This window comes from Streptomyces sp. MnatMP-M17, assembly GCF_900091995.1.
GTDB lineage: Bacteria > Actinomycetota > Actinomycetes > Streptomycetales > Streptomycetaceae > Streptomyces.
Genome location: NZ_FMDK01000387.1, coordinates 1 through 21,286, shown reverse-complemented (window position 1 = coordinate 21,286; position 21,286 = coordinate 1). Strand labels below are relative to the sequence as shown.

At 69.5% G+C, this 21,286-nt stretch carries 21 protein-coding genes and 3 pseudogenes; 14 read left to right on the top strand and 10 right to left on the bottom strand.

Going from position 1 to position 21,286, the window contains the following annotated elements; all coding sequences use genetic code 11:
* From GA0115259_RS18000 to GA0115259_RS17950, 11 genes are all read left to right on the top strand, one after another.
* A partial coding sequence (locus GA0115259_RS18000; protein WP_093597900.1) for a nucleotide disphospho-sugar-binding domain-containing protein occupies positions 1-970 on the top strand: 970 nt, incomplete at its 5' end.
* Positions 971-1,027: 57 nt separating this feature from the next.
* On the top strand, positions 1,028-1,600 hold the full coding sequence (locus GA0115259_RS17995) for a dTDP-4-dehydrorhamnose 3,5-epimerase family protein (RefSeq protein ID WP_093597897.1): 573 nt from the start codon (positions 1,028-1,030) through the stop codon (positions 1,598-1,600).
* 126 nt (positions 1,601-1,726) lie between these two features.
* Positions 1,727-2,794, top strand: coding sequence for a glucose-1-phosphate thymidylyltransferase (locus GA0115259_RS17990; RefSeq protein WP_093597894.1), 1,068 nt, complete (start codon positions 1,727-1,729; stop codon positions 2,792-2,794).
* Positions 2,791-3,777 (top strand): dTDP-glucose 4,6-dehydratase, encoded by a 987-nt coding sequence (rfbB, locus tag GA0115259_RS17985; protein ID WP_093597891.1) that lies wholly within the window; start codon positions 2,791-2,793, stop codon positions 3,775-3,777. The genes GA0115259_RS17990 and rfbB overlap by 4 nt, the downstream gene beginning before the upstream one ends.
* Positions 3,764-4,774 carry an NAD-dependent epimerase/dehydratase family protein gene (locus GA0115259_RS17980; protein ID WP_093597888.1) on the top strand — a complete coding sequence of 337 codons (1,011 nt, stop codon included), beginning with the start codon at positions 3,764-3,766 and terminating at the stop codon, positions 4,772-4,774. Before rfbB ends, GA0115259_RS17980 begins: the two co-directional genes overlap by 14 nt.
* Positions 4,771-6,090, top strand: coding sequence for a lipopolysaccharide biosynthesis protein RfbH (gene rfbH / locus GA0115259_RS17975; RefSeq protein ID WP_370748081.1), 1,320 nt, complete (start codon positions 4,771-4,773; stop codon positions 6,088-6,090). The genes GA0115259_RS17980 and rfbH overlap by 4 nt, the downstream gene beginning before the upstream one ends.
* Positions 6,091-6,132: 42 nt before the next feature.
* The gene (locus tag GA0115259_RS17970) at positions 6,133-6,876 is read left to right on the top strand and encodes an NAD-dependent epimerase/dehydratase family protein (protein WP_093597882.1); all 744 of its coding nucleotides are present in this window, start codon (positions 6,133-6,135) and stop codon (positions 6,874-6,876) included.
* 43 nt (positions 6,877-6,919) lie between these two features.
* Complete coding sequence (locus GA0115259_RS17965; protein WP_093597879.1) at positions 6,920-8,317, top strand: NDP-hexose 2,3-dehydratase family protein; 1,398 nt, start codon at positions 6,920-6,922, stop codon at positions 8,315-8,317.
* Positions 8,314-9,300 (top strand): Gfo/Idh/MocA family protein, encoded by a 987-nt coding sequence (locus tag GA0115259_RS17960; RefSeq protein WP_161230408.1) that lies wholly within the window; start codon positions 8,314-8,316, stop codon positions 9,298-9,300. Before GA0115259_RS17965 ends, GA0115259_RS17960 begins: the two co-directional genes overlap by 4 nt.
* An 11-nt stretch (positions 9,301-9,311) precedes the next feature.
* Positions 9,312-10,526, top strand: a complete 1,215-nt coding sequence (locus GA0115259_RS17955) for a macrolide family glycosyltransferase (RefSeq protein WP_161230407.1) — start codon at positions 9,312-9,314, stop codon at positions 10,524-10,526.
* A 146-nt stretch (positions 10,527-10,672) separates the two neighbouring features.
* Positions 10,673-11,746: an alpha/beta hydrolase gene (locus tag GA0115259_RS17950; RefSeq protein ID WP_093597873.1), complete on the top strand. Its 1,074-nt coding sequence runs from the start codon at positions 10,673-10,675 to the stop codon at positions 11,744-11,746.
* A 133-nt stretch (positions 11,747-11,879) separates the two neighbouring features.
* Here GA0115259_RS17950 and GA0115259_RS17945 read toward each other — a convergent pair whose 3' ends face one another.
* The 4 genes from GA0115259_RS17945 to GA0115259_RS41935 all read right to left on the bottom strand — a co-directional run bounded on the left by GA0115259_RS17945 (position 11,880) and on the right by GA0115259_RS41935 (position 15,695).
* The gene (locus GA0115259_RS17945) at positions 11,880-13,073 is read right to left on the bottom strand and encodes a sensor histidine kinase (RefSeq protein WP_161230406.1); all 1,194 of its coding nucleotides are present in this window, start codon (positions 13,071-13,073) and stop codon (positions 11,880-11,882) included.
* Between the two features lie 277 nt (positions 13,074-13,350).
* Entirely contained in the window at positions 13,351-13,494 is a 144-nt protein-coding gene (locus tag GA0115259_RS41940; protein ID WP_237540136.1) for a hypothetical protein, read from the bottom strand.
* Between the two features lie 410 nt (positions 13,495-13,904).
* Positions 13,905-15,392 (bottom strand): glycoside hydrolase family 76 protein, encoded by a 1,488-nt coding sequence (locus GA0115259_RS17935; RefSeq protein WP_093597868.1) that lies wholly within the window; start codon positions 15,390-15,392, stop codon positions 13,905-13,907.
* A 177-nt stretch (positions 15,393-15,569) separates the two neighbouring features.
* Positions 15,570-15,695 carry a hypothetical protein gene (locus tag GA0115259_RS41935; RefSeq protein ID WP_256098034.1) on the bottom strand — a complete coding sequence of 42 codons (126 nt, stop codon included), beginning with the start codon at positions 15,693-15,695 and terminating at the stop codon, positions 15,570-15,572.
* Positions 15,696-15,812: 117 nt separating this feature from the next.
* Here GA0115259_RS41935 and GA0115259_RS42835 point away from each other — a divergent pair, with 117 nt between their 5' ends.
* Complete coding sequence (locus GA0115259_RS42835) at positions 15,813-16,391, top strand: LacI family DNA-binding transcriptional regulator (RefSeq protein WP_202450100.1); 579 nt, start codon at positions 15,813-15,815, stop codon at positions 16,389-16,391.
* On the opposite strand, the gene GA0115259_RS17925 is transcribed toward GA0115259_RS42835, so the two are convergent.
* Positions 16,363-17,088, bottom strand: coding sequence for a hypothetical protein (locus tag GA0115259_RS17925; protein WP_093597862.1), 726 nt, complete (start codon positions 17,086-17,088; stop codon positions 16,363-16,365). The two genes, GA0115259_RS42835 and GA0115259_RS17925, sit on opposite strands and share 29 nt — an antisense overlap.
* Positions 17,089-17,668: 580 nt before the next feature.
* On the opposite strand from GA0115259_RS17925, the pseudogene GA0115259_RS17915 reads away from it, so the two are divergent.
* Positions 17,669-18,223 (top strand): annotated as a pseudogene (locus tag GA0115259_RS17915) (tyrosine-type recombinase/integrase); the annotation flags it as partial.
* A 457-nt stretch (positions 18,224-18,680) separates the two neighbouring features.
* Here the strand turns inward: GA0115259_RS17915 and GA0115259_RS17910 are convergent.
* Together GA0115259_RS17910 and GA0115259_RS17905 are read right to left on the bottom strand one after the other, a co-directional pair.
* On the bottom strand, positions 18,681-19,043 hold the full coding sequence (locus tag GA0115259_RS17910; protein ID WP_093597856.1) for a MazG-like family protein: 363 nt from the start codon (positions 19,041-19,043) through the stop codon (positions 18,681-18,683).
* A gap of 30 nt (positions 19,044-19,073) precedes the next feature.
* A complete protein-coding gene (locus GA0115259_RS17905; RefSeq protein ID WP_256098033.1) occupies positions 19,074-19,784 on the bottom strand; it encodes an endonuclease/exonuclease/phosphatase family protein in 711 nt (236 codons plus the stop codon).
* Between the two features lie 29 nt (positions 19,785-19,813).
* Here GA0115259_RS17905 and GA0115259_RS41930 point away from each other — a divergent pair.
* Positions 19,814-19,948 (top strand): annotated as a pseudogene (locus GA0115259_RS41930) (DNA alkylation repair protein); the annotation flags it as partial.
* On the opposite strand, the gene GA0115259_RS17895 reads toward GA0115259_RS41930, so the two are convergent.
* From GA0115259_RS17895 to GA0115259_RS40380, 3 genes and pseudogenes are all read right to left on the bottom strand, one after another.
* A complete protein-coding gene (locus GA0115259_RS17895; RefSeq protein ID WP_093597849.1) occupies positions 19,939-20,295 on the bottom strand; it encodes an MmcQ/YjbR family DNA-binding protein in 357 nt (118 codons plus the stop codon). The pseudogene GA0115259_RS41930 and the gene GA0115259_RS17895 sit on opposite strands and share 10 nt — an antisense overlap.
* The gene (locus GA0115259_RS17890; RefSeq protein ID WP_161230405.1) at positions 20,292-20,726 is read right to left on the bottom strand and encodes a VOC family protein; all 435 of its coding nucleotides are present in this window, start codon (positions 20,724-20,726) and stop codon (positions 20,292-20,294) included. Before GA0115259_RS17890 ends, GA0115259_RS17895 begins: the two co-directional genes overlap by 4 nt.
* Positions 20,723-21,286 (bottom strand): annotated as a pseudogene (locus GA0115259_RS40380) (hypothetical protein); the annotation flags it as partial. The gene GA0115259_RS17890 and the pseudogene GA0115259_RS40380, both read right to left, overlap by 4 nt.

Sequence of the window (21,286 nt, the reverse complement as noted above, 5' to 3'; positions counted from 1 at the left end):
CCCCCCGCCGGCGCCGCCCGCCGGCGGGCCGCGGCCGATCCTCGACAAGCTGGTCGAGTTCGCCCGGGACTGGCGCCCCGACCTGGTGCTGTGGGACCCGCTGGCACCGACCGGGGCAGTGGCCGCGCGCGCTTGCGGCGCCGCCCACGCGCGTCTTCTGTTCGGTATGGACAACATCGGTCTGATCCGCTCCAAGACGCGGCAGGAGCAGGCCAATGCGTCATCGGACGTGACCGAGGACCCGTGGATGTCGTGGCTGGGCCCGGCGCTTGAGCGCTACGGCCTCGACTTCACCGAGGAGACCCTGGTCGGCCAGTGGACCCTGGACCTGACCCAGTCCCGGATGCGTAATCCCCTGGACCTGATGTACGTCCCGGTCCGCCGGGTCCCGTACACCGGCGCCGCCACGCTTCCCGACTGGCTGCACTCCCGGCCCGAGCGGCCCCGCGCGGTGCTCACCCTGGGGGTGAGCCGCCGGCTGCTCGCCGGTCAGCACAGCGGCTTCCCGATGCGGGAGTTCTTCGACTCCGTGTCCGGTCTGGATGTGGAAATGGTCGCGACGGTGAACAGCGAGCAGCTGAGCGCCGTGGGCACGCTCCCGGACAACGTCCGCGCCATCGAGTACGTACCGCTCAACCAGGTGCTGCCCACCAGTTCGGCGATCATCCACCACGGTGGCGGCGGGACCTTCGCCGCAGCCGTGGCGTTCAAGGTGCCGCAGCTCGTCGCGCCGCTCCCGATGTGGGACGAGATGGTCACGGCACGGTATGTCGCCCGTCGGGGCGCGGGACTCGTCGTCGACCCGGCGGCGATCGACGTCGACAGCATGCAGAAGGACCTCGTCCGGCTGATCGAGGATCCGTCCTTCCAGCTCGGGGCCCGCGGTCTGTACGAGGACATGCTGGCCGCGCCGGCGCCGAAGGACGTGGTCCCGGTCCTGGAGCGGCTGACGGCGGAGCACCGCGGCTGAGGCCGGCGCGATCGGCGTAACACGAGTCGGATTCCGGACGGAGAAGGCGAGCAAGCCGTGCGCATCGAGGAAACCACCATCCCCGGCACGTTTCTGATCGAGCCGGACCACATCTCCGACGACCGGGGTGTGTTCTACGAGTCGATGCGGTCCGACGAACTGGAGCGGTCCGCGGGGATCACCTTCCAGCCCCGTCAGATCAACTATTCGGTCTCCAGGCGCCACACCCTGCGCGGGATCCACAGCGTGAGCATCCCCCCGGGCCAGGCCAAGTTCGTCACCTGCGTCCGGGGCGTGCTGCGGGACGTGGTCGTCGACCTGCGGATCGGTTCGCCCACCTTCGGCCGCCACCAGGTGAACGAACTCGACGCCGCGTCGGGCCGGTCCGTGTACGTCCCCGAGGGCGTCGGCCACGGATTCCTCGCACTCACCGACGACGCCTGCATCTGTTACGTCGTCTCCAGCACCTATGTCCCTGGAACACAGATCGACATCAACCCGCTCGACCCCGACCTGGACCTGCCCTGGGACTGCGCCGGGACCCCACTGATCTCGGACAAGGACGCAAAGGCACCCACCTTGGCCGAGGCCCTGGCGGCGGGCACGCTGTCCGGTTTCGACGCCGCCTGAGGCGGCGGCACCACCCCCTGTCCTGTCCGGCCGCCCGCGCACCGGGACGACACATGTACGGCCGAGTGGCTGCGCACCGCGCACCAGACCGAAGAGGCATCACCACATGAATCGAGAGGACCTGCCATGAAGGCTCTGGTGTTGGCCGGCGGATCGGGCACCCGCCTGCGCCCCTTCAGCTACTCGATGCCCAAACAACTCATCCCCATCGCGAACACACCGGTCCTGGAGTACGTCCTGAGGAACATCCTCGACCTGGGCGTGACCGAGATCGGGGTCATCGTCGGCGACCGCGGCCCCGAGATCCGCGAGGCGATCGGGAACGGATCACGGTTGGGCGCCCGGCTGACCTACATCCCGCAGGAGGCCCCGCTCGGCCTCGCCCACACCGTCGTCATCGCCCGGGACTTCCTCGGTGACGACGACTTCGTGATGTACCTCGGCGACAACATGCTGCCCGAGGGCATCGCCGGTATCGCCGAGGAGTTCGCCGCGCACCGCCCGGCCGCCCACGTCGCGGTCTACAAGGTTCCGGATCCGCGCGCCTTCGGCGTCGCCGAACTGGGCCCCGGCGGTGAGGTGCTGCGCCTGGTCGAGAAGCCGCAGGAGCCGCGCAGCGACCTGGCCCTGATGGGTGTGTATTTTTTCACCGCCGCCATCCACGAGGCGGTCCGGGCCATCGAGCCCAGCGTGCGCGGCGAGCTGGAGATCACCGACGCGATCCAGTGGCTGGTGTCCTCGGGCGCGGATGTACGCGCCGGTCAGTACGAGGGCTACTGGAAGGACACCGGGAACGTCGAGGACGTCCTGGAGTGCAACCAGCGCATCCTGGAGGGCCTGCGGCCCTCCGTGGCCGGCGCGGTCGACGGTGCCAGCGTGCTGGAGGGACCGGTCGTCGTGGAAGAAGGGGCGCGCATCGTGCGCTCCCGTATCGAGGGGCCGGTGATCATCGGGTCCGGCACGGTCGTGGAGGACAGCCACATCGGCCCGCACACGTCCATCGGACGCGGCTGCGCGGTGACCGGAAGCCGGCTTGAGTACTCCATCGCCCTGGACGGCGCGTCGGTCAGCGGCGTTCAGGGTCTGCGCAGTTCCGTCATCGGCCGCTCCGCCTCCGTCGTCACCAGCGAGGAGAGCACGGACGGTTACCGCCTGGTCGTCGGAGACCACACCCAAGTGGAAGTCGCGGCATGAGGATCCTCATCACCGGAGCGGCCGGATTCATCGGCTCCAACTTCGTCCGTAACCTCCTCGCGGACAACTACGCGGGGTGGGAGGGCGCCCGGGTCACCGCCCTGGACAAGCTGACCTACGCGGGAAACCGCGACAACCTGCCCGCCTCGCACCCGCGCCTGGAGTTCGTCCGGGGCGACATCTGCGACCCGGCCCTGCTGCGCGAACTGCTGCCCGGACACGACGCCGTGGTGCACTTCGCCGCGGAGTCCCACGTGGACCGCTCGCTGGAGGGCGCGGGAGAGTTCTTCCGTACCAACGTCCTGGGCACCCAGACACTGCTCGACGCCGTGCTGGCCACCGGTGTCGAACGGGTCGTGCACGTCTCCACCGACGAGGTGTACGGCTCGATCGACGAGGGCGCCTGGACCGAGGACTGGCCCCTGCTGCCCAACACCCCCTACGCGGCCTCCAAGGCCTGCTCCGACCTGGTCGCCCGCACCTACTGGCGCACCCACGGGGTGAACCTCTCCATCACTCGCTGCTCCAACAACTACGGGCCGCACCAGCACCCGGAGAAGCTCATCCCGCTGTTCGTCACCAACCTGCTGGAAGGACGGCAGGTGCCGCTGTACGGCGACGGACTCAACATCCGCGAATGGCTGCACGTGGACGACCACTGCCGCGGCATCCATCTCGTACTCCAGGGTGGCCGGGCCGGTGAGATCTACAACATCGGCGGCGGCAACGAGCGGACCAACCGCGCCATCACCGAGCGGCTGCTCGAACTGACCGGCTCGGGACCGGGGATGATCCGCCACGTCGCCGACCGCAAGGCGCACGATCTTCGGTACTCCATCGACGAGACGAAGATCCGGGAAGAGCTGGGCTATGCGCCGCTGACCGGCTTCGACGAGGGCCTGGCCGCCACGGTCGCCTGGTACCGCGACAACCCCGACTGGTGGAAGACCGTCAAGTACGGGACCGACCGTGCGGACGGCTGAGAACGGCGGAGCCGCCGGGCTCCGGGTCGTGGTGCTCGGCGGCACCGGCTTCCTGGGCCGCGGCATCGGTGAGGCGTTCACCGAAGACGGCGCCCAGGTGCACCTGGTGTCCCGGCAACCGGCACAGGACGCCCTCGCCGGCCCGCGCTCCGTCCGCATGGACCTGCTGACGGCCGAGCCGCGTGAACTCGCCGAATTCTTCGGCTCGGTACGGCCCGACGTGGTGGTCAACGCCGCAGGCCGGGCCTGGCGGGCCGACGAGACCGAGATGACCGCGGGCAACGCGGACCTGGTGGCCCGGGTGACGGAGTCACTCGTCGACCTGCCGCGCCCGTGCCGGCTGATCCAGCTCGGCACGGTCCACGAGTACGGGGCCGGCACACCGGGCGTCGGCACCACGGAGGACCACGAGCCCGCTCCCGTCACCCCGTACGGGCGCACGAAACTCCTCGGCAGCCGGATCGTGCTGAAGGCCGCGGCGGACCACGGCCTGGACGGTGTGGTACTCCGCCTCGCCAATGTGATCGGCGCCGGGGCACCGGCCGGCAGCCTCTTCGGCAAGGTCGCCGCGCATCTCGGCGAGGCCGCCCGGGCCCAGCTCCGGGGCGAGAAGCCCGACGAGCTGAGGCTCCCGCCGCTGCGTGCCCACCGCGACATCGTGGACGCGTACGACGCCGTGGACGCCGTACGGGCCGCCGCCACCGCGCCGGGAGCGGACCTCGGCGGTCAGGTCGTCAACATCGCCCGCGGCGAGGCGATCGCGATGGACGCGCTGATCCACCGCATGGTCGAACTCAGCGGCGTCGATCTGCCTGTTGCCGGTGCCGGTGCCGATGCCGTTGCCGGCCAGCCCTCACGCACGGACGCGGAGTGGCAGCAACTGGACGTCTCCCGGGCGCTGCGGCTCCTGGGCTGGCAGCCGCGGCGCACCCTCGACGCCTCGCTGCACGATCTGCTCGCGGCCGTGATGCCGGCGCCAGCCAATGGAAGGACATGACGATGAGCGATACCGTCGACCACAAGGAACTCGTCCTGGACGAGGTCCGCAGATACCACCGGGAGACCGCGCCCCACCGGGAGTTCGTGCCCGGTGAGACCGAGATCTGGCCGTCCGGCGCGGTCCTCGACGAAGCGGACCGGGTCGCTATCGTCGAGGCCGCGCTGACCATGCGCATCGCGGCCGGGCCCAGCTCCAAGAAGTTCGAGCTCTCGTTCGCCAAGCGGCTGAAGCGGCGCAAGGCCTATCTGACCAACTCCGGTTCGTCCGCGAATCTCCTCGCCGTCTCGTCCCTGACCTCGCACCAGCTCGGCGACCGGCGGCTGAAGGCGGGCGACGAGGTGATCACCGTTGCGGCCGGATTCCCCACCACGGTCAACCCGATCCTGCAGAACGGGCTCCTGCCGGTCTTCGTGGACGTGGACCTGGCCACGTACAACACCACGGCCGACCGGGTGGCACAGGCCATCGGCCCCAAGACCCGGGCGATCATCATCGCGCACGCGCTCGGCAACCCCTTCGAGGTCGCCGAGGTGGCCCAACTCGCCAAGGACAACGACCTCTTCCTCATCGAGGACAACTGCGACGCGGTCGGCTCCACCTACGACGGCCAGATCACCGGCACCTTCGGCGACCTGACCACCGTCAGCTTCTACCCCGCGCACCACCTCACCATGGGCGAGGGCGGCTGTGTCCTCACCTCCGACCTCGGCGTGGGCCGCATCCTGGAGTCGCTGCGCGACTGGGGGCGGGACTGCTGGTGCGAACCGGGCAAGAACAACACCTGCTTCAAGCGGTTCGAGTACCAGATGGGCAACCTGCCCGCCGGATACGACCACAAGTACATCTTCTCGCACGTCGGTTACAACCTGAAGGGCACCGACATCCAGGCCGCCCTGGGCCTCTCGCAGCTCGACAAGCTCGACGGCTTCATCGAGGCGCGGCGGCGCAACTGGCGCCGGCTGCGCGAGGGACTGGACGGGGTGCAGGGCCTGCTGCTGCCCGAGCCGACCCCGCGCTCCGAGCCGAGCTGGTTCGGGTTCGTCATCACCGTCGACCCCGAAGCCGCCTTCACCCGCGCCGAACTCGTCGCCCACCTGGAGGAGCGGAAGATCGGCACCCGGCGGCTCTTCGCCGGCAACCTCACCCGCCAGCCGGCCTACATCGGCCAGCCCCACCGCATTGTCGGCGACCTCACCAACAGCGACGTCATCACCGAGCACACCTTCTGGATCGGCGTCTACCCGGGGCTCACCGACGAAATGGTCGACTACATGACCGCCACGATCAAGGAGTTCGTGGCCCAGCGCGGCTGAGCCACACGGACCGCCTCCCACCCAGAGATCAGGACGACGACGATGGACATTGTGGGAACCGGATTCCTGGCGCGGAGTCTGCGTCCGCTGGCCGGCCTGCATCCGGGCACCGTGGCCCTCGCCGCGGGAGAGTCCAGAACGAGCGGCGCCTCCGACGCGGACTTCGCGCGGGAGGCCGCACTGCTGCGTGATGTCGCCAAGCAGTGCGCGGCGGCCGGGCAGCGGCTGCTGTTCTTCTCCACGGCCGCGACCGGCATGTACGGGTTCGCCGAGGGACCGGGCAGCGAGGACACCCCCGTGAACCCCTACACCCCCTACGGCGCACACAAACTCGCACTGGAGGAGCAGCTCCGCGACTCCGGCGTCGACCACCTCATCCTCCGGCTCGGACACCTGGTGGGTCCGCACGGGCGGTACCACCAGCTTCTTCCCACCCTGCTGCGGCAGGTGCGCGAAGGCGTGGTCACCATGCACCGGGGCGCCGCCCGCGACCTGATCCGGGTCAGTGACGCGATCACGATCATCGACCGGCTGCTCGCCGCGGGTCTGCGGGCCGACACGGTCAATGTGGCCTCCGGATTCGCCGTCCCGGTGGAAGACATCGTCGACCATCTCGCCGGCGCGCTGGGCCTCGAACCCCGCAAGGAGTACGTGGCCACGGGTGTCGCGTACGACATCTCCACCCGGAAGCTGCACGCCTTGGTCCCTCATGTGGCGGACATGGGCTTCGGCCCCGACTACTACCGCCTTGTCCTCAACGACTTCCTCGCGGCCGACCATGCCTGACCCGGCCGCGTACGCACCACGAGAAAGGCGGGGAGTCCCTCCGATGCCGTCCACCAACATCCAGACGCGGGAGAACACGAGCCTGCCCGCCCGCATCGCCCGGTCGGCCGCTGCCGCCGAGGGCGCGCACCTGCGTACCGAAGACTTCGGCGACTGGCTGGCCGAACGCGGCCGGGCCAATACCTTCCGGGTGGAGCGGATACCGTTCGCGGAGCTGGACGGCTGGTCGTTCCAGGAGACCACCGGCAACCTGGTGCACCGCAGCGGCCGGTTCTTCACCGTCGAGGGTCTGCACATCACGGAGGACGGCGAACCGCACGGCGACGGCCCCTACACCGACTGGTACCAGCCGATCATCAAGCAGCCCGAGGTCGGCATCCTCGGCATCCTCGTCAAGGAGTTCGACGGGGTCCTGCACTTCCTGATGCAGGCGAAGATGGAGCCGGGCAACCCGAACCTGCTCCAGCTCTCGCCCACGGTCCAGGCGACCCGCAGCAACTACACCAAGGCCCACAAGGGCGCGGACGTCAAATACATCGAGTACTTCGCCGGGCCGAAGCGCGGCCGGATCGTCGCGGACGTACTCCAGTCCGAACACGGCTCGTGGTTCTACCGCAAGTCCAACCGCAACATGGTGGTCGAGGCGGTCGGTGACGTGCCGCTCCTCGACGACTTCTGCTGGCTCACCCTCGGGCAGATCCACGATCTGCTGCGCCGGGACAACGTGGTCAACATGGACTCCCGTACGGTGCTGTCCTGCCTGCCCTTCGCGGACACCACCGACGGCGCGCTGCTCACCGACACCGACCTGCTCTCCTGGATCACGGGCGAGCGCACCCGGCACTCCGTGCGGACCGAGCGCGTCCCGCTGGAGTCCATCCCCGGCTGGAAGCGCGGCGAGAACGCGATCGAGCACGAGGAGGGCCGCTACTTCAACGTCGTGGCCGTCTCCGTACGGGCCGGAAACCGCGAGGTGTCCGGCTGGACCCAGCCCCTGTTCGAGCCGGTCGGCCTCGGCGTCACCGCCTTCCTCACCCGCGAGTTCGACGGCGTCCAGCATGTGCTGGTGAACGCCCGGGTCGAGGGCGGCTTCCTCGACACCGTCGAGCTGGGACCGACCGTGCAGTGCACTCCGGACAACTACGCCCATCTGCCCGAGCCCGAACGCCCCCGGTTCCTGGACTCGGTGCTGCGCGCCGGAGCAAACCGCATCCGGTACGAGGTCGTGCACTCCGAGGAGGGCGGACGCTTCCTCAACGCCGAGAGCCGCTTCCTCATCGTCGACGCGGACGAGACCGACGTCCCGCACGACCCGCCGCCCGGCTATGCCTGGGTCACCCCCGCGCAGCTCACCTCGCTGGTCCGGCACGGTCACTACCTCAACGTCCAGGCCCGCACCATGCTCGCCTGCCTCAACGCGACGGCGGTGAGCACCCGGTGACCGGACCCGTGCGGGTGGGGGTGATCGGCTGCGCCGGCATCGCGGTGCGCCGCATGCTGCCCGCCTTCGCCGCCAGCCCCGACTTCGAGATCGCGGCCGTCGCCAGCCGGGACCCGGCCAAGGCACGGCAGGTCGCCGAACGCTTCGACTGCCGTCCCGTGTCCGGATACGGCGAACTTCTCGAACTCGACGATATCCAGGCCGTGTACGTACCGCTGCCCGCCGCACTGCACGCCGAGTGGACCGAGGCGGTCCTGAAGACGGGCCGGCACGTTCTCGCCGAGAAGCCCCTGACCACCGACCGCCACCGCACCGGAGAACTCCTCGAACTCGCCGACTCCCGCGACCTGGTGCTCATGGAGAACGTCATGTTCGTCCATCACCGCCGGCACCAGGCCGTACAGCGTTTGGCCGCCGACGGCGCGATCGGCGAACTGCGGGCGTTCCACGCGGCGTTCACCATCCCCCCGCTGCCGGACGGCGACATCCGATACGACCCGGAACTCGGCGGCGGCGCACTGCCCGACGTCGGGGTCTATCCGCTACGGGCCGCACTGCACTTCCTCGGCCTCGAACTCGACGTCGTCGGCGCCCGCCTCACCCGGGGCGCGGGCCGGCGGGTCGAGACCTCCGGCGCCGCACTGCTGAGCACCCCCGACGCCGTCACGGCCCAGATCACCTTCGGCATGGAGCACGCCTACCGCTCCACGTACGAACTGTGGGGCAGCGAGGGCAGCATCACCGTCGACCGGGCGTTCACCCCGCCCGCCGACCACGTCCCCGTGATCGGCCTGCACCGCGACGGGAAGACCGAGGAGATCCGGCTCGAACCGCACGACCAAGTGGCGGCCACGGTCGCCGCCTTCGCCGACGCGGTACGCACCGGAACCCTCCCGGACACCCGCGCCACGCTGCGGCAGGCGGAGCTCCTCGACGAGATAGACCGGTCCGCCTCGCGCGGAGAACCCGTCAGAACTGGATGAGGGAGATATTCGTGCAACGGCACATCGCTTTCTTCAACTTTCCGGCCGTAGGCCATGTCAATCCCACGGTCGGCGTGGTCGAGGAACTGGTGAAGCGCGGTCATCGCGTCACCTGCACCGTCACGGACCATTTCGCCCCCATCGTGAAGGCCGCCGGCGCCGAGCCCGTCCGGTACGAATCGGTCTTCGGCGACTTCTACCGGGCCCCCCTGACCGCGGCGGAGAACGCGGGCGAGGGACTGCGGTGTCTGAACGAGAGCACGTCCCTCGTGGAACAGGTCGCACCGTTCTACGGGGAGAACCGGCCGGATGTGATCGTCCATGACTTCATGGCCTGGGGAGCACGTTTCTTCGCCGCCAGGAACGACATTCCGCTGATCCGCACCTACCCGGTGTTCGGGGCGAACGAGCACTTCTCACTCCGTGAGAAATTCCCGGTCGCGGAGCTGAACGACCCGCAGATCATGGAGGCGGTGCAGAAGCTCGCGGGTGTGCTGCCCGGTTTCGGTCTGCCGGCCGACCCGATGGGCTTCCTCTCGGCGATCGAGAAGCTCGGCATCATTTTCCTCCCGCGCGAGTTCCAGTACGCGGGCGAGACCTTCGACGAGCGGTTCGTCTTCACCGGGCCCTGTATCGCCGAACGCCCGTACCAGGGCTCCTGGGAGCCGGCTTCGCCGGACCGGCCCGTGCTGCTGATCTCGCTCGGCACCTCGGCCCGGGGCTGGCCGGAGTTCTTCACGATGGCCATCGAGGCCTTCGGCGACTCCGAGTGGGACGTCCTCATCACCGTCGGTGAGCACACCGACCCGGCCGGCCTCGGGCCGCTGCCCGCGAACGTCGACGTACGGCGGTACGCGCCGCAGCTCGACGTACTGCGCCACGCCCGGCTGTTCATCACCCACGGCGGTATGAACAGCACCATGGAGTCGCTGGACAACGGCGTGCCCATGGTGGTCGTGCCGCAGACGAGCGAGCAGCGGGCGAACGCCCAGCGCGTGGACGAGTTGGGCCTCGGCCACCGGCTGGCCAAGGAGGACGTCACCGTGCAGAGCCTGCGCGAGGCGGCGGCCCGGATCACGGGCGACGCGTCCGTGGCCGACCGGGTGCGGGCCATGCGGGACCGCATGCGGTCCGTCAACGGTCCGGTCGTCGCGGCCGACGCCGTCGAGGCGTACCTGGCAGAGCACAGCGCGGAACAGCAGCACAGCACGGCAGCGGAGAGCTGAGCCGAGCCGAGCACCACCGCCGTGACGCGGACACCGTGTCACGGGCGGGCCCGCGCGTGGTGTCGTACGGCCCCTGCTCACAGGCCGTACGACACCACGCCGTCCCGACGGCGCCACCCACTGACCGGGGACGGAGACCCGTATCCATGGACCATCTCGAAGAACTCAAGGAATTCGCCCGCCTGCACGCCCAGGGCCAGGGCATGACGGCCGAGCACGCCACCGGCGTCCTCGCCCGGATCACCAACGACACCGCAGGGGCCCCGGACTCCTGGGCCGCCGTGTGGACCGCCGAGGGCGGGACCGCCGCCGCCCGCGGCGACCTCCTCGACGCCTGCCGGCACTACGCGCTCGCCCGTTTCCCGTACCACGGTGACGCCGATCGCCTGCACGCCCAGCGGCTCTGCGTCGACACCTTCGACAAGTGGCGCCAGGACCAGGACGGCATCGAGCGCCTGGAGTTCACGCACACCGACGGCACTGGCGGCACCGTCGCCTGCTGGGCCGCCGGGCTCGACAGCTCCCGCCCCCTGCTGGTCGTCATGGGCGGCATCGTCAGTGTCAAGGAACAGTGGGCGCCGCTGCTGCCCCTGCTGCGCAAACTCGGCTTCGCCGCCGTCGTCACGGAACTTCCGGGCGTCGGCGAGAACACCGTCACCTACGGCCCCGATTCCTGGCGCACGCTCAGCTTCCTGCTCGACCGGCTCGCCGATCGCGCCCGCGTCTGCGACACCTCGATGCTCGCCCTCAGCTTCAGCGGCCACCTCGCCCTGCGCGCCGCCGCCGAAGACCCCCGTATCCGCCGTGTCCTCACCGTGGGCGCACCCGTCGCCGACTTCTTCACCGACGCGGCCTGGTGGCCTCGGGTGCCCGGCATCACCGTCGACACCCTGCGCCGCCTCACGGGGAGTGAGGGCCTGGTCGAACTCCGTCGGCGGCTGGGGGAGTTCGCGCTCACACCGGAGCAGCTTCGGCAGGTGCGGATACCTGTCCGGTACGTTGCCAGTAGCCGTGACGAGATCATCCCGGACACGGATCAGACGCTGCTGCGCCGCACGCTCGACGACGTCCGGTTCAAGACGTTCGACGACGTGCACGGTTCGCCCGCCCATCTCGGCGCGATGCGGCGCTGGCTCTTCACCCAACTGCTGTGGCTGCGGATCGCGCGCCGCGGCGCCCGGCCGGCGTCCCGCACCCCACTCGGCGCGACACCGTCATGAGTGAGCCCGGGAACGACGGCGCCACGGCCTCCGTCACGACGATCGTCACCGCGGTCGGCACGGTGAGTCCGTGGAAGACGCTGGTCTCACTCGGCATCACCGAGCACGATCTGACGCCCCTTCAGGAGCCCGGTCAGGACAGGCACGGCCCTCCGGTGGGGGCGGGCACGACGACTCCCGTGGACTCCGCTGATGTCTCCGGCGGTTTCACCGGCGCCTCGGCGACGAGCCGGAACGTGCCGTCCTCCGCATGACCGGTTTCCAGGCGTCCGCCTATGGCGGCCATCCGCGCGTGAAGGTTGCCGAGCCCGTTGCCGCTGTGCGGTGCGGCGTTGTGGTGGGCGGGGTCGGCGCCGTCGTTCTCGACGAGGAGTCGCACCACACCGTCGAGGTGGAGGGCTGTGATGCGGCAGTGGGTGGCATTGCTGTGGCGCAGGAGGTTGGTGACGGCTTCGCGCAGGGTGGTGGCGAGCGCGGTGTCGATGCGGGGGTCGAGCGTCGCGAGTTCGATCTCCGTGTGTACGTCGATATCGGCGGCGTGCAGCAGGGATTGCGCTGTTCTGATCTCCTGCTGGAGTGAGATGGCGCGGTAGCCACCGGCGGCCTTGCGGACATCGGTGAGGGACTGGCCCGCCAGGGTGACGACTTCGTCGATCTCTTTCGACGCGCCGTCGGGGTCGGTGGGGATGAGTTGGTGGACGAGTTCGCTTTTGAGGGAGATGGCGGAAAGGCTGAAGCCGAGCAGGTCGTGCAGATCGCGGGCGAAGCGGAGCCGCTCTCCGGCGATTGCCTGGCAGGCGAGTTCACCGCGGGTGGTGTGCAGGTGGGTGATGAGGTGCGTCAGGCGGGCGAGTCCGTAGAGGACGAGTCCGGTGAGGAGGGTGGTGTGGGTGAGGTGGATGCTGTGGAGGAGGGGCCGGCCGGTCAGGAGCGGTGCGACGAGCATGCTGAGTCCCACGGTTGTGTAGAGCGGCCAGGCCACCCGGGGCGGAAGAAGAAGGAGCAAGGAAGCGGCGAGATAGCCGGCCATGGTCGCCCAGTACGCCTCGAAGATGAGGAGCGGGAGATAGGTGAGGACCGCCTGGAGGGTGAGGGTCAGGCAAGTGCGGGGAAGGGGTGCGTGGTCGGTGCCGTGTGAGGAATGCAGGAGTTGCAGGGCGAGGATCGGCAGCAGCAGGAGCAGGCCGGTGGCCTCGGCCGTGGGGGAGACCCCGGCAGTGAGGACGCTGGTGGTCGTGAGGAGCCCGTAACCCACGAGCGCGGCGATGAAGACGGTGCGCGCGCCACGGGACGCGGGGTGACAGCTGATGGGTGGGGGCGGGGCCACCGCCCCGGGTCTACGGCCCGTCCATTCGTCCCGACGCCCGGAACGGTCGCGACTGCCCATCATCTCCACGGTTCCCCCGCACTCTGTACGCCATCCTGCCGGACCGTCACACGGCCCGGCAAGTGTGTGCGCGTGCACCGCCGGATGCTTCCGCGATGACGGGAGTTGATGCCGCACGATGCTCACCGACACCCACGGCCCCCCGCCGGGCAACGGTCCTGTCGGCGCGCCCCCGGCACCGTCAGGTGACTTCGTCGGGTATCACACGGCACCACCGTCAGCCCGAGCCCCGCGATCCCAACCCGTCCGCCGCCGTCAGCGCCCCCGGCGCACTGGCCTGCTTTGCCGTCTCCAGGTAGCGGCTGTCGTAGTCGTGCCGCCCGGTGCGCTCGGCGAAGTCGACGACCGAGGTGAGCGCCATGGCCGAGTTCCACCAACTGCGCCGCCAGCCCTCGTTGGTCCGGTACGACGCAGGCAGTGCGTAGGCCGCCGCCCGCGCCCGGGTCGGCGCGGGCCTGACCCGGGCCGTGCAACCGCCTTCCTGATGGACGTCCGCACGGCCACAGGCACGGACCGCCCCGCCGTACAGCAGACCGTCGCGGGTCCCGGGTGGCGAACATGGCGGTCGGGGCCGCCCCGGACGGCACGCTCGTACGGCCGAGCGATGAGCCCTCGGGCCAACTCGCGCCGTTGTCCCAGGAGCGGTCGAGCGGCTGTGCCCACGAGGGGTCCAGGGCGTCGCACGCCAGGGCACAGAGCGGCGTCGCGGCATGCGAGCGGGTGAGGAGGGCGACGAGTCCGGCCGGGGCGAAGACTTTCCGAACACCCGCTTCACGGCGCCGCGTTGAGCAGATCAAGGGCGCTCTGCTGTCGTGCGGCGTCCACCTTGTCGACCGGTCCCGACCAGCGCAGTCCGTATTGGTCGAGGGCGGTCCGGTCGCTCGTATGGGCGCGGTCCGCCTGGCGTTGCAGATAGGCGGTGTAGGGATGGTCCGACAGCGCCACATTGAGTTTGCCCAGACCGCGCACGTGCGCGCCCTTGAAGGACGGCCCGTCGCTGCCGCAGTCGCCGCCCTCGCACGGGTCGCGCAGGATGCCGTCGGCGGTGTGCAGCGAGGAGGTCGTGGTCGCGGCGTCGGCGATCTGCCGCGCACGGGCGAGCGGTGCGCCGTCGCCGGTGGCCCGGGACAACTCGGTGAGCGCGCCGAGCAGCACGCCTTGGTTGTACGACCAGACGGGCTGCCCGTTGTTGCGGCAGGTGGAGAGATCGATACCGTCGTTGACCAGGCCGGAGCCGTTGATCATGCCGGTGCCCTGGAACCAGGACCACCCGGCACGGGCCCGGCCGAGGTATGCCGTGTCGCCCGGGGTCCGGTTGTGCAGCGCGGCACTGAGCTGGATGTAGAGGGAGTTGGCGATGGCGTTCTTGTATGTCCTCGCCGTGCTCCACCACACTCCGCCGCCGCAGGTGTTGTCCCAGTACGCGGCCATGTGGTCGGCGTCGGCGCGGGCGGTGTTCAGATAGCGGCTGTCGCCGGTCAGGTCGTAGGCGGCTACCCAGGCGAGCCCCCACCAGCCGGTGTCGTCGATGTACTCGTTGCGGAACTGCCCGTCCCGCGAGTTCAGGTTCAGGTCGTACGTGCGGGAGATCGCGTACGAGTAACTGCCCATGCCCGACACGCGGATGTTGTCGATGAGGGCGTTCAGGGCGTTGGCCGAGTTCCACCAGCCGGTGGTGTCGAACAGGCCGGTTCCGTTGTTGTAGAGGGTCATCAGCCCGGTGGCCGCCGCCGTGCGCCGGTCGCCGGCGTTCCATGTGGTGCGGGCCCACGGGGTGCACGCGATCTCGGGGCGGTCACCGGCCTTGCCGCAGGCGCGCAGGGCGCCGACGCCGAGGTTGTTCCAGTCGTCCACGTTGTACATCGGCGTGCGCCGGCCACGCTGACCGCTCGGGACGGTCGTGTAGCCGAGCTTGCTGCCCGAACTCCAGGTCCGTCCGCCGTCGAAGGAGCGGTCGAGCCAGACCTCGTCGCCCGGGTTGCCGCTGTCGATGGACGCCCAGCCCATCGCGTCGGCGTCATCGAAGTGGAGACCGATCGACCGCCCGAAGAGGGTCGCCGTGACCGGGGTCCGGTCGCCCGGCGCGAGGGCGGGATCACGGCTGTCGCAGTACTTGTTGCAGATGGTCGCCGCCGCCCCGGTGCCGGCCGCGGACGCCGGCTGAGGCACGAAGGCCGCGAGCAGCGCCAGGGCGAGCGCCGCGGCCGGCCGTAGGAAGATACGGGGTCTTGGTAAACGGAGTCGTCGTACGGGAGTCATGGGGCTTCCCTGCCGGAACGTGCTCGGGTGCTGGATGTGAGAGCGCTCTCGGACGGTAGTGAGGGGCGGCCGAAGCGTCAACGGCACGCACACGTAGGCGAGTTGACGGATCCCGCTTCCACGCGACGCGTTCCCGTCCCCGGGCCGGACCGTGGACCCGCGGATCACCGGGGATGATCAGGTGTCGGGACTTACCGCTCGCTCCTCCACCTGCTTCTCGCCGACGCGGTCGATGCCGGACACGCCGACAAGAACGTTGCCGACACGGGCGAGGCCGACGCCGTGGCCCCGAGAAGCGCACATCCACAAGACCTGCACGGGCAAGCGTCGGGATGAACTCCAGCGAGCTGGTGCGCTGCCCGCCGAAGGACGGCAGCTACCGCACGGTCGACTCCCCGGAGTTTCTGTCTCACCTCGTCGGTGACCACGCCGCCCGCACCAAGCCGCAGGGGTGTGGGCGGCACCTGGCAGCCGGGGCCGGCCCTTCGTCAGGTCGCCGAGCCGGTGGGCGTCTCGACCGGCACCGTCTCCAACGTCCTGAACCGGCCGGCCAAGGTGGCCGAGGCGACGCGTGTCCGCGTCGAGAAGGCGATCGCCGACGTCGGCTTCGTCCGGCAGGTTGGTCCCGCGCGGGAGGCCGCCCACTGGCGGCGGTCCGGTCACGCGGCGTGGATCTTCCCCCCAGCCGCCACCGGCTGGTACCCGCGGCGCCCGCTACAGCCACATCACCGACTCGATGCGGGCGCTGCTGATGGAGCAGCTGACCGAGGTCTGGTACGAGTCGCTGGATACTGGCCTCGCGTTGTGCCCGTGCTCCCCGGTCCCGGTACTCAACCGGCTGTTGCAGCAACGTGCCGCGACGCGATAACACCCCGAATGCTCCAGGAACGCGATCAGGGCCGGTCTCCCGTGAAGGAAACCAGCCCGCCAACGCGGGAAAGGACGCGGCGCCGGACGCGCCCCAACACGCCTACATCGGATGCTCGGACGCGTAGTTGATCCCGAGGAGCAGGCCGGCCACACCTCCGAGAACCGCCCCTGCGGCGGCCCCAGCCGGTCCGCCGACCATCTCGCCGGCGATGCCTCCCACCCCGGCTCCCACCATGGCGCCCAGCACGGCGTATCCGGCCACCTGCCAATGGGTGAGGCGCTCCACGGAATCCACTTGGGCATGGTGAATGTTGTTGACGAGCGCCAGCGCTACTGGGCCCATTTCGGAGTTGTTGAGGATGTCTCTGCTGATGCGGGTGATCTGCGAGACATCGGGCTTTTCGCCGACGGCTGCGTTCACCAGGTTCCCCAGCTGACCTGCCTCAGCCGACGTGATTGCCTTGAGCTCGACCAGGCGAGCAAGGTAGTACGAGCAACGCTGAGGGGCGGACTTCCCGGCTTCCTTGTCCTGGCGGGCCAGCTCACGTTGAATGTGACCCGCCGACTGGGCGAATTCGGTCAGGAAATTGGAGGGCAGGACGAAGCCGTCGGACGACGGACTCATGCCCCGGGTCACCTGCCCGTCGCTCAGCTCCGATCTGGCCATCGGGCCATAGCGAGGTTCGAACTGCGCGCCGATGGTGATCACTCGTCCCACGGAGGCGAGATCGTCATTTCCGGTGGCAGCCGCCGCGCGAGCCATTGCCCGCGTGACGGAATCGACGAGATCTTCGACACTGACCGTGGCGGGGAGTTCGGATGCCATGTCTTGTTCCTCACAGGTGTGGTGGTTCGGCAACTTCTCTCTGTACAGAGGCCGGCGCCACGGTCGTGGTCACGATCTGAGGGCAGCGCATACACGCTTCCGCCTTCTCCTGATGCCACCACCGACAGGTGGGTCGCAGATGGCACGCGGGCAAGGTGCTGACAACGGGAGGCAGAAGCCGGGTGATCCTCTGCACCAGCGTGCAATGCGTCCCGTCGAAGTTGGTGCAAGCGGTCGTGGCGCAGTCGGCCGCGATGCGCAGCACTTCTGTGGGGCGCATCGGCGTAACGAGGTTCAGTACCTTTCCGTCGACGGGGAGCGGCTTTGACAGATAGCGCACCCGGGCGCCGGCCTCGCCCTCTACCACTCCAAGGACACGACTCCCGGTCATCTCGGGTTGCGCGCTGGGGCACATACTCTTCATGTCCCGCTCGGGCATCTGCACTCCCAATAACGCCGGCGAGTCCAACTGGGACGGTTTCCTTCAGCTCAAGCACCTGCGGCTCACGCTAAGCGCGGTCCGTGCACATCGCATCGCGGAGCGTGCCGAGGGGGGGACCCCTCGCCCGTGTGAGTGACCTTGCCCGGCAAGGCCAAGTCGCTCAGTACCCGCACCTTGCAGGGCATCCATTCGTGCTTGAACCGCGCGGTGAAGCGCGCCATGGCCCGGGACAAGGTGAAGCGCAACGTGGTCCGTTCCGGCGGGGACACCAAGACCCGGAAGTCCAGGCGCACGCTCGCCCCGCCTGCCCGGTGCGTGGAAGTGCTCTGGCAGCACTGGGAAGACCAGGGCTGGGACCGTCTCGCTGCTGGCGACGCCTGGGAGGAACACGGCTTGGTGTTCCCCTCGGCTGTCGGCAGGAAGCTGGACGCCACCAACGTACGGAGAGCCTTCCGCGCGGCCATCGCCAAGGCGGAGGGGGTGAACGCGGCCGAGTGGACCCCTCAGGAGCTGCGGCACAGTTTCGTCTCGCTGCTCTCGGACAGCGGGGTCCCGCTCGAAGAGATCTCGCGGTTGGTCGGACACTCCGGTACGGCCGTCACGGAGGAGGTCGACCGAAAGCAGATCCGCCCCGTGATCCAGACCGGAGCGGTCCCGATGGACGGCATTTTCAAGGCCGGTCCGGACCGGTAGTCACGCAGTTAGTCACGCACGTGAAACAGGTCAGGCACCTAGGAACGTTCCTAGGCGCCTGACCTGGTACTTCTCTGTCGGGGCAGCGGGATTTGAACCCACAACCTCTTCGTCCCGAATGAGGGAGGCGCCGTAAAGGGGGCGCGGGTCGCGGTGCTCTGACCTGCCGCTTAGCCCCAGATAATGCCAGGTCAGCGGGCTGCCTACAAGGGTGGTGCCCGGCTTTCCTACCTGTACGCGACTCCTCGGACACTTCTCGCGTACCCCTCGATCCTTCAAGATCACACCCAGCTCACACCCAGAATCCGCAGAAGTACGTCAGAAGTATGCGCAGGTCAGGGAGGCTAGCACCCAAGCGGCCACACCCCGCCGGCCGAGGACGAGAACGGGCCACACCCAGAACGCGAAGGCGCGGCCACCCCGGGGGAGGGTGGCCGCGCCGGTCCAGCAGCGGCAGCTACGACACTGTCTCGTCGGCGGGCCGCATCGGCCGGTCCGTCAGGTGCTGGAGTCGCGCCTCGAACTCCTTCTGGGCGTCCGGGGTGACGGACTCCAGGGCGATGAGCGCCGTGACCGCGACGTCCACCAGCTCCTTCACGACGTCGTTCATCGTGTGCGACTTCCCCTTGCGCGGGTTCGTGCCGTTCACCCCGTGCAGGGCCTCGGCCACCTCCCCGAACTCCTCGCCGATCTTGAGGACGCGGAACAGGATCAGCTCCCGCGCGGACAGGTCGCCGGACTTCTCGTCCAGGCTCTCGCGGATGCGGGCGATCTGATCCCACATGCTGTCGTTCGTCGCGTCGTGCAGCTCGCCGTTCATGGTCTCTCCCAGGGGTCGTACGGATGGTGGTCAGAACAGGGCAGCAGCGGACTCCTCGGCCCGCGAGGTGTCCGTCACCAGCAGCGGGGCCGCCGCGGTGGCAGAGAGCTGGACGGAGAGGGCCGAGTGATCGGTCAACCGCTCGCTCATGGTGCCCGGCTCGTGGACGTACGAGCAGCCGCGCAGGCCGTCGGCGAGTCGGCCGGACACGAAGGCGTGGTCGTACCGGTAGCCGTCGCCTGTTTTCCCGACCCAGGAGTATTCGAGCGCTTCCGGGTGCAGGGCCCGGAAGGCGTCCACGTACCCCGCCGACCCGAACCAGCCGTAGAACTCGTACTCGAACGGCGAGAAGAAGCGGTACCGGGGCACGAGGTCGTCCTCCAGGACGTTGAAGTCGCCGATCACGATCCGCGCGGCGCCCTCGTCGGCGGCGAGCGCACGGCGGCACGCCTGCAAGAACGAGCGCTTCCGCGCGGTCTTCTCCGCCGTGGCGTTCCGAGAGGGGACGTACAGGCCGATCACCTCCAGCTGCCCCTCGTCCGTGTCCACCGTGACGCCGACCGCACGGTGCGGCAGGTAGTCGACGCCGGTGTCCAGCGGCCGTGTCGCCAGGCGGCTGACGATCATCACGCCGCGCTCGCCGCGCTGCTCGGGCCTCGGGAACGTCACCGAGCACCCGGCCATGGTGAATCGCTCGGCCAGGAAGCGGCCCCCCTGGCTGTCCGCCGTCTCGGTGAGCACGAGGACCGGCTCCGGCCGCGCCGCCAAGTAGCCGGGCCCTCGCCATCGGCGAGCGCCTGGAGGTGCTCAAGGACTACCCGACCTCCCCGGGCTGCACGTCCCCGTTCGCTCCCGACTGGATCAACGAGATGGTGCGCCGGCAGGACGCCGCCCGTCAGGGCTGAGCGGGCAGCGACTCCAGGTAGGCGTCGCCCACCGACCGGGGCACCGCCATCAGCCACGCGTCCAGGACCAGCGGGACCAGTTCCCGCGGGGTGAGCACCGGCATCCGCAGGTGGACCCAGTTGTAACGCATGTCCGAGGTGCGCGGCAGCTGGAACTTCTCGGGCTCGGCGGCGATCAGCGACTCGCGTTCCTCCTTGGGGAACGCGAAGCCCATGGTCGTCTCGTCCGGGGAGACCGAGGCGTACACGATGCGGCCGACCTTGAACTTCACGTACTCCCGGATCAGGTGCTCCTCGGTGCGGGGCAGGTGCAGCGCCGCCGCCCGGACGTCGTCGAGGGTGATCACATGTCCCTCCCGAGGTCCGGTGCGTAGTGGACCAGTTCGAGCAGCAGGTTGGCCGGCGCCGGGGCGTACAGGAAGGCCACGGTCATGCCCTTGCGGGCGCCCTTGCACGGCTCCGCGTCGATCGCCGTGAAGCCCTGGCTCCGCAGCCGGGCCGTCTCGCTCTCCAGGTCGTCGACCTCGAAGGCGAGGTGGTACAGCCCCGGGCCCTGGCGCTCCAGTCGGCCGCCGATGGCGGAGCGCTGCTGGGTCGGGGAGACGATCTCCACGGCCGGGTTCCCGAGGCCGCCCCCGAACTGCCAGAACTCGCAGGCCACTCCGTAGCCGTCGGCATGCCCCTCGTCGTACTTGCGCATGCCCAGCGTGGTCATGAAGGCGGCCACGCCCTCGGGGTCCTCGGTGGCCAGCCCGATGTGGTCTATGCGAAGGATCACCGTGTGTCCGATCGGGTCAATGTGATGTACGCGTAGTCGTCCAGCATCTTGGAAAGCGGTCTGCCGGGACACCCGTACAAGTTGGCCAGCGCCTCCTCGTCCAGGCCGCTGTCGGCGAGAACGCGCCGGGCCCAGTCACGGTTGAGGCGCTGGTGGGCGAGGTAGGCCGCCGCGTCCCTGGCGCCGTGCAGCTTGCGGGCGATGGCCTCGTCCCAGGGGACCAGGGAGTACGGGCGCAGCCCGTGGAGCAGCTTCGAGGCGGCGGTCGCGCCCAGGGTCCGGGGCCGGCCCGGGGTCCCGGCGGTGAGTGCGCACAGGTCGGCGTAGCACTCGCCGAGCGGCGCGATGTCGTCGTCGGTGAGTTCGCCGAGCCGGGTACCCGGTTCCGGGAGGAGCTTGTACCAGCGCGCGGTCCACTCGTGCAGGGCGGGACCGAAGAGGTCCGGCTCCCCGGCACGGGGGTAACGGATCCTGCATCCCCAGGAGTTCAGCCACTTCAGCGCGGCGGCGGGGTCGTCGTGCGGGAGGGGTTCGTACGAGGCCGGCGCGGGCGGGGCCGG

What these genes read in the sequence shown, in the direction of transcription:
- GA0115259_RS17990 (WP_093597894.1), top strand. Translation starts at nt 1,727, where the DNA reads ATGAAGGCTCTGGTGTTGGCCGGCGGATCGGGCACCCGCCTGCGCCCC.
- rfbB (WP_093597891.1), top strand. Translation starts at nt 2,791, where the DNA reads ATGAGGATCCTCATCACCGGAGCGGCCGGATTCATCGGCTCCAACTTC.
- rfbH (WP_370748081.1), top strand. Translation starts at nt 4,771, where the DNA reads ATGACGATGAGCGATACCGTCGACCACAAGGAACTCGTCCTGGACGAG.
- GA0115259_RS17970 (WP_093597882.1), top strand. Translation starts at nt 6,133, where the DNA reads ATGGACATTGTGGGAACCGGATTCCTGGCGCGGAGTCTGCGTCCGCTG.
- GA0115259_RS17965 (WP_093597879.1), top strand. Translation starts at nt 6,920, where the DNA reads ATGCCGTCCACCAACATCCAGACGCGGGAGAACACGAGCCTGCCCGCC.
- GA0115259_RS17950 (WP_093597873.1), top strand. Translation starts at nt 10,673, where the DNA reads ATGGACCATCTCGAAGAACTCAAGGAATTCGCCCGCCTGCACGCCCAG.
- GA0115259_RS41940 (WP_237540136.1), bottom strand. Translation starts at nt 13,494, where the DNA reads ATGGCGCTCACCTCGGTCGTCGACTTCGCCGAGCGCACCGGGCGGCAC.
- GA0115259_RS17935 (WP_093597868.1), bottom strand. Translation starts at nt 15,392, where the DNA reads ATGACTCCCGTACGACGACTCCGTTTACCAAGACCCCGTATCTTCCTA.
- GA0115259_RS41935 (WP_256098034.1), bottom strand. Translation starts at nt 15,695, where the DNA reads ATGTGCGCTTCTCGGGGCCACGGCGTCGGCCTCGCCCGTGTCGGCAAC.
- GA0115259_RS17925 (WP_093597862.1), bottom strand. Translation starts at nt 17,088, where the DNA reads ATGGCATCCGAACTCCCCGCCACGGTCAGTGTCGAAGATCTCGTCGAT.
- GA0115259_RS17910 (WP_093597856.1), bottom strand. Translation starts at nt 19,043, where the DNA reads ATGAACGGCGAGCTGCACGACGCGACGAACGACAGCATGTGGGATCAG.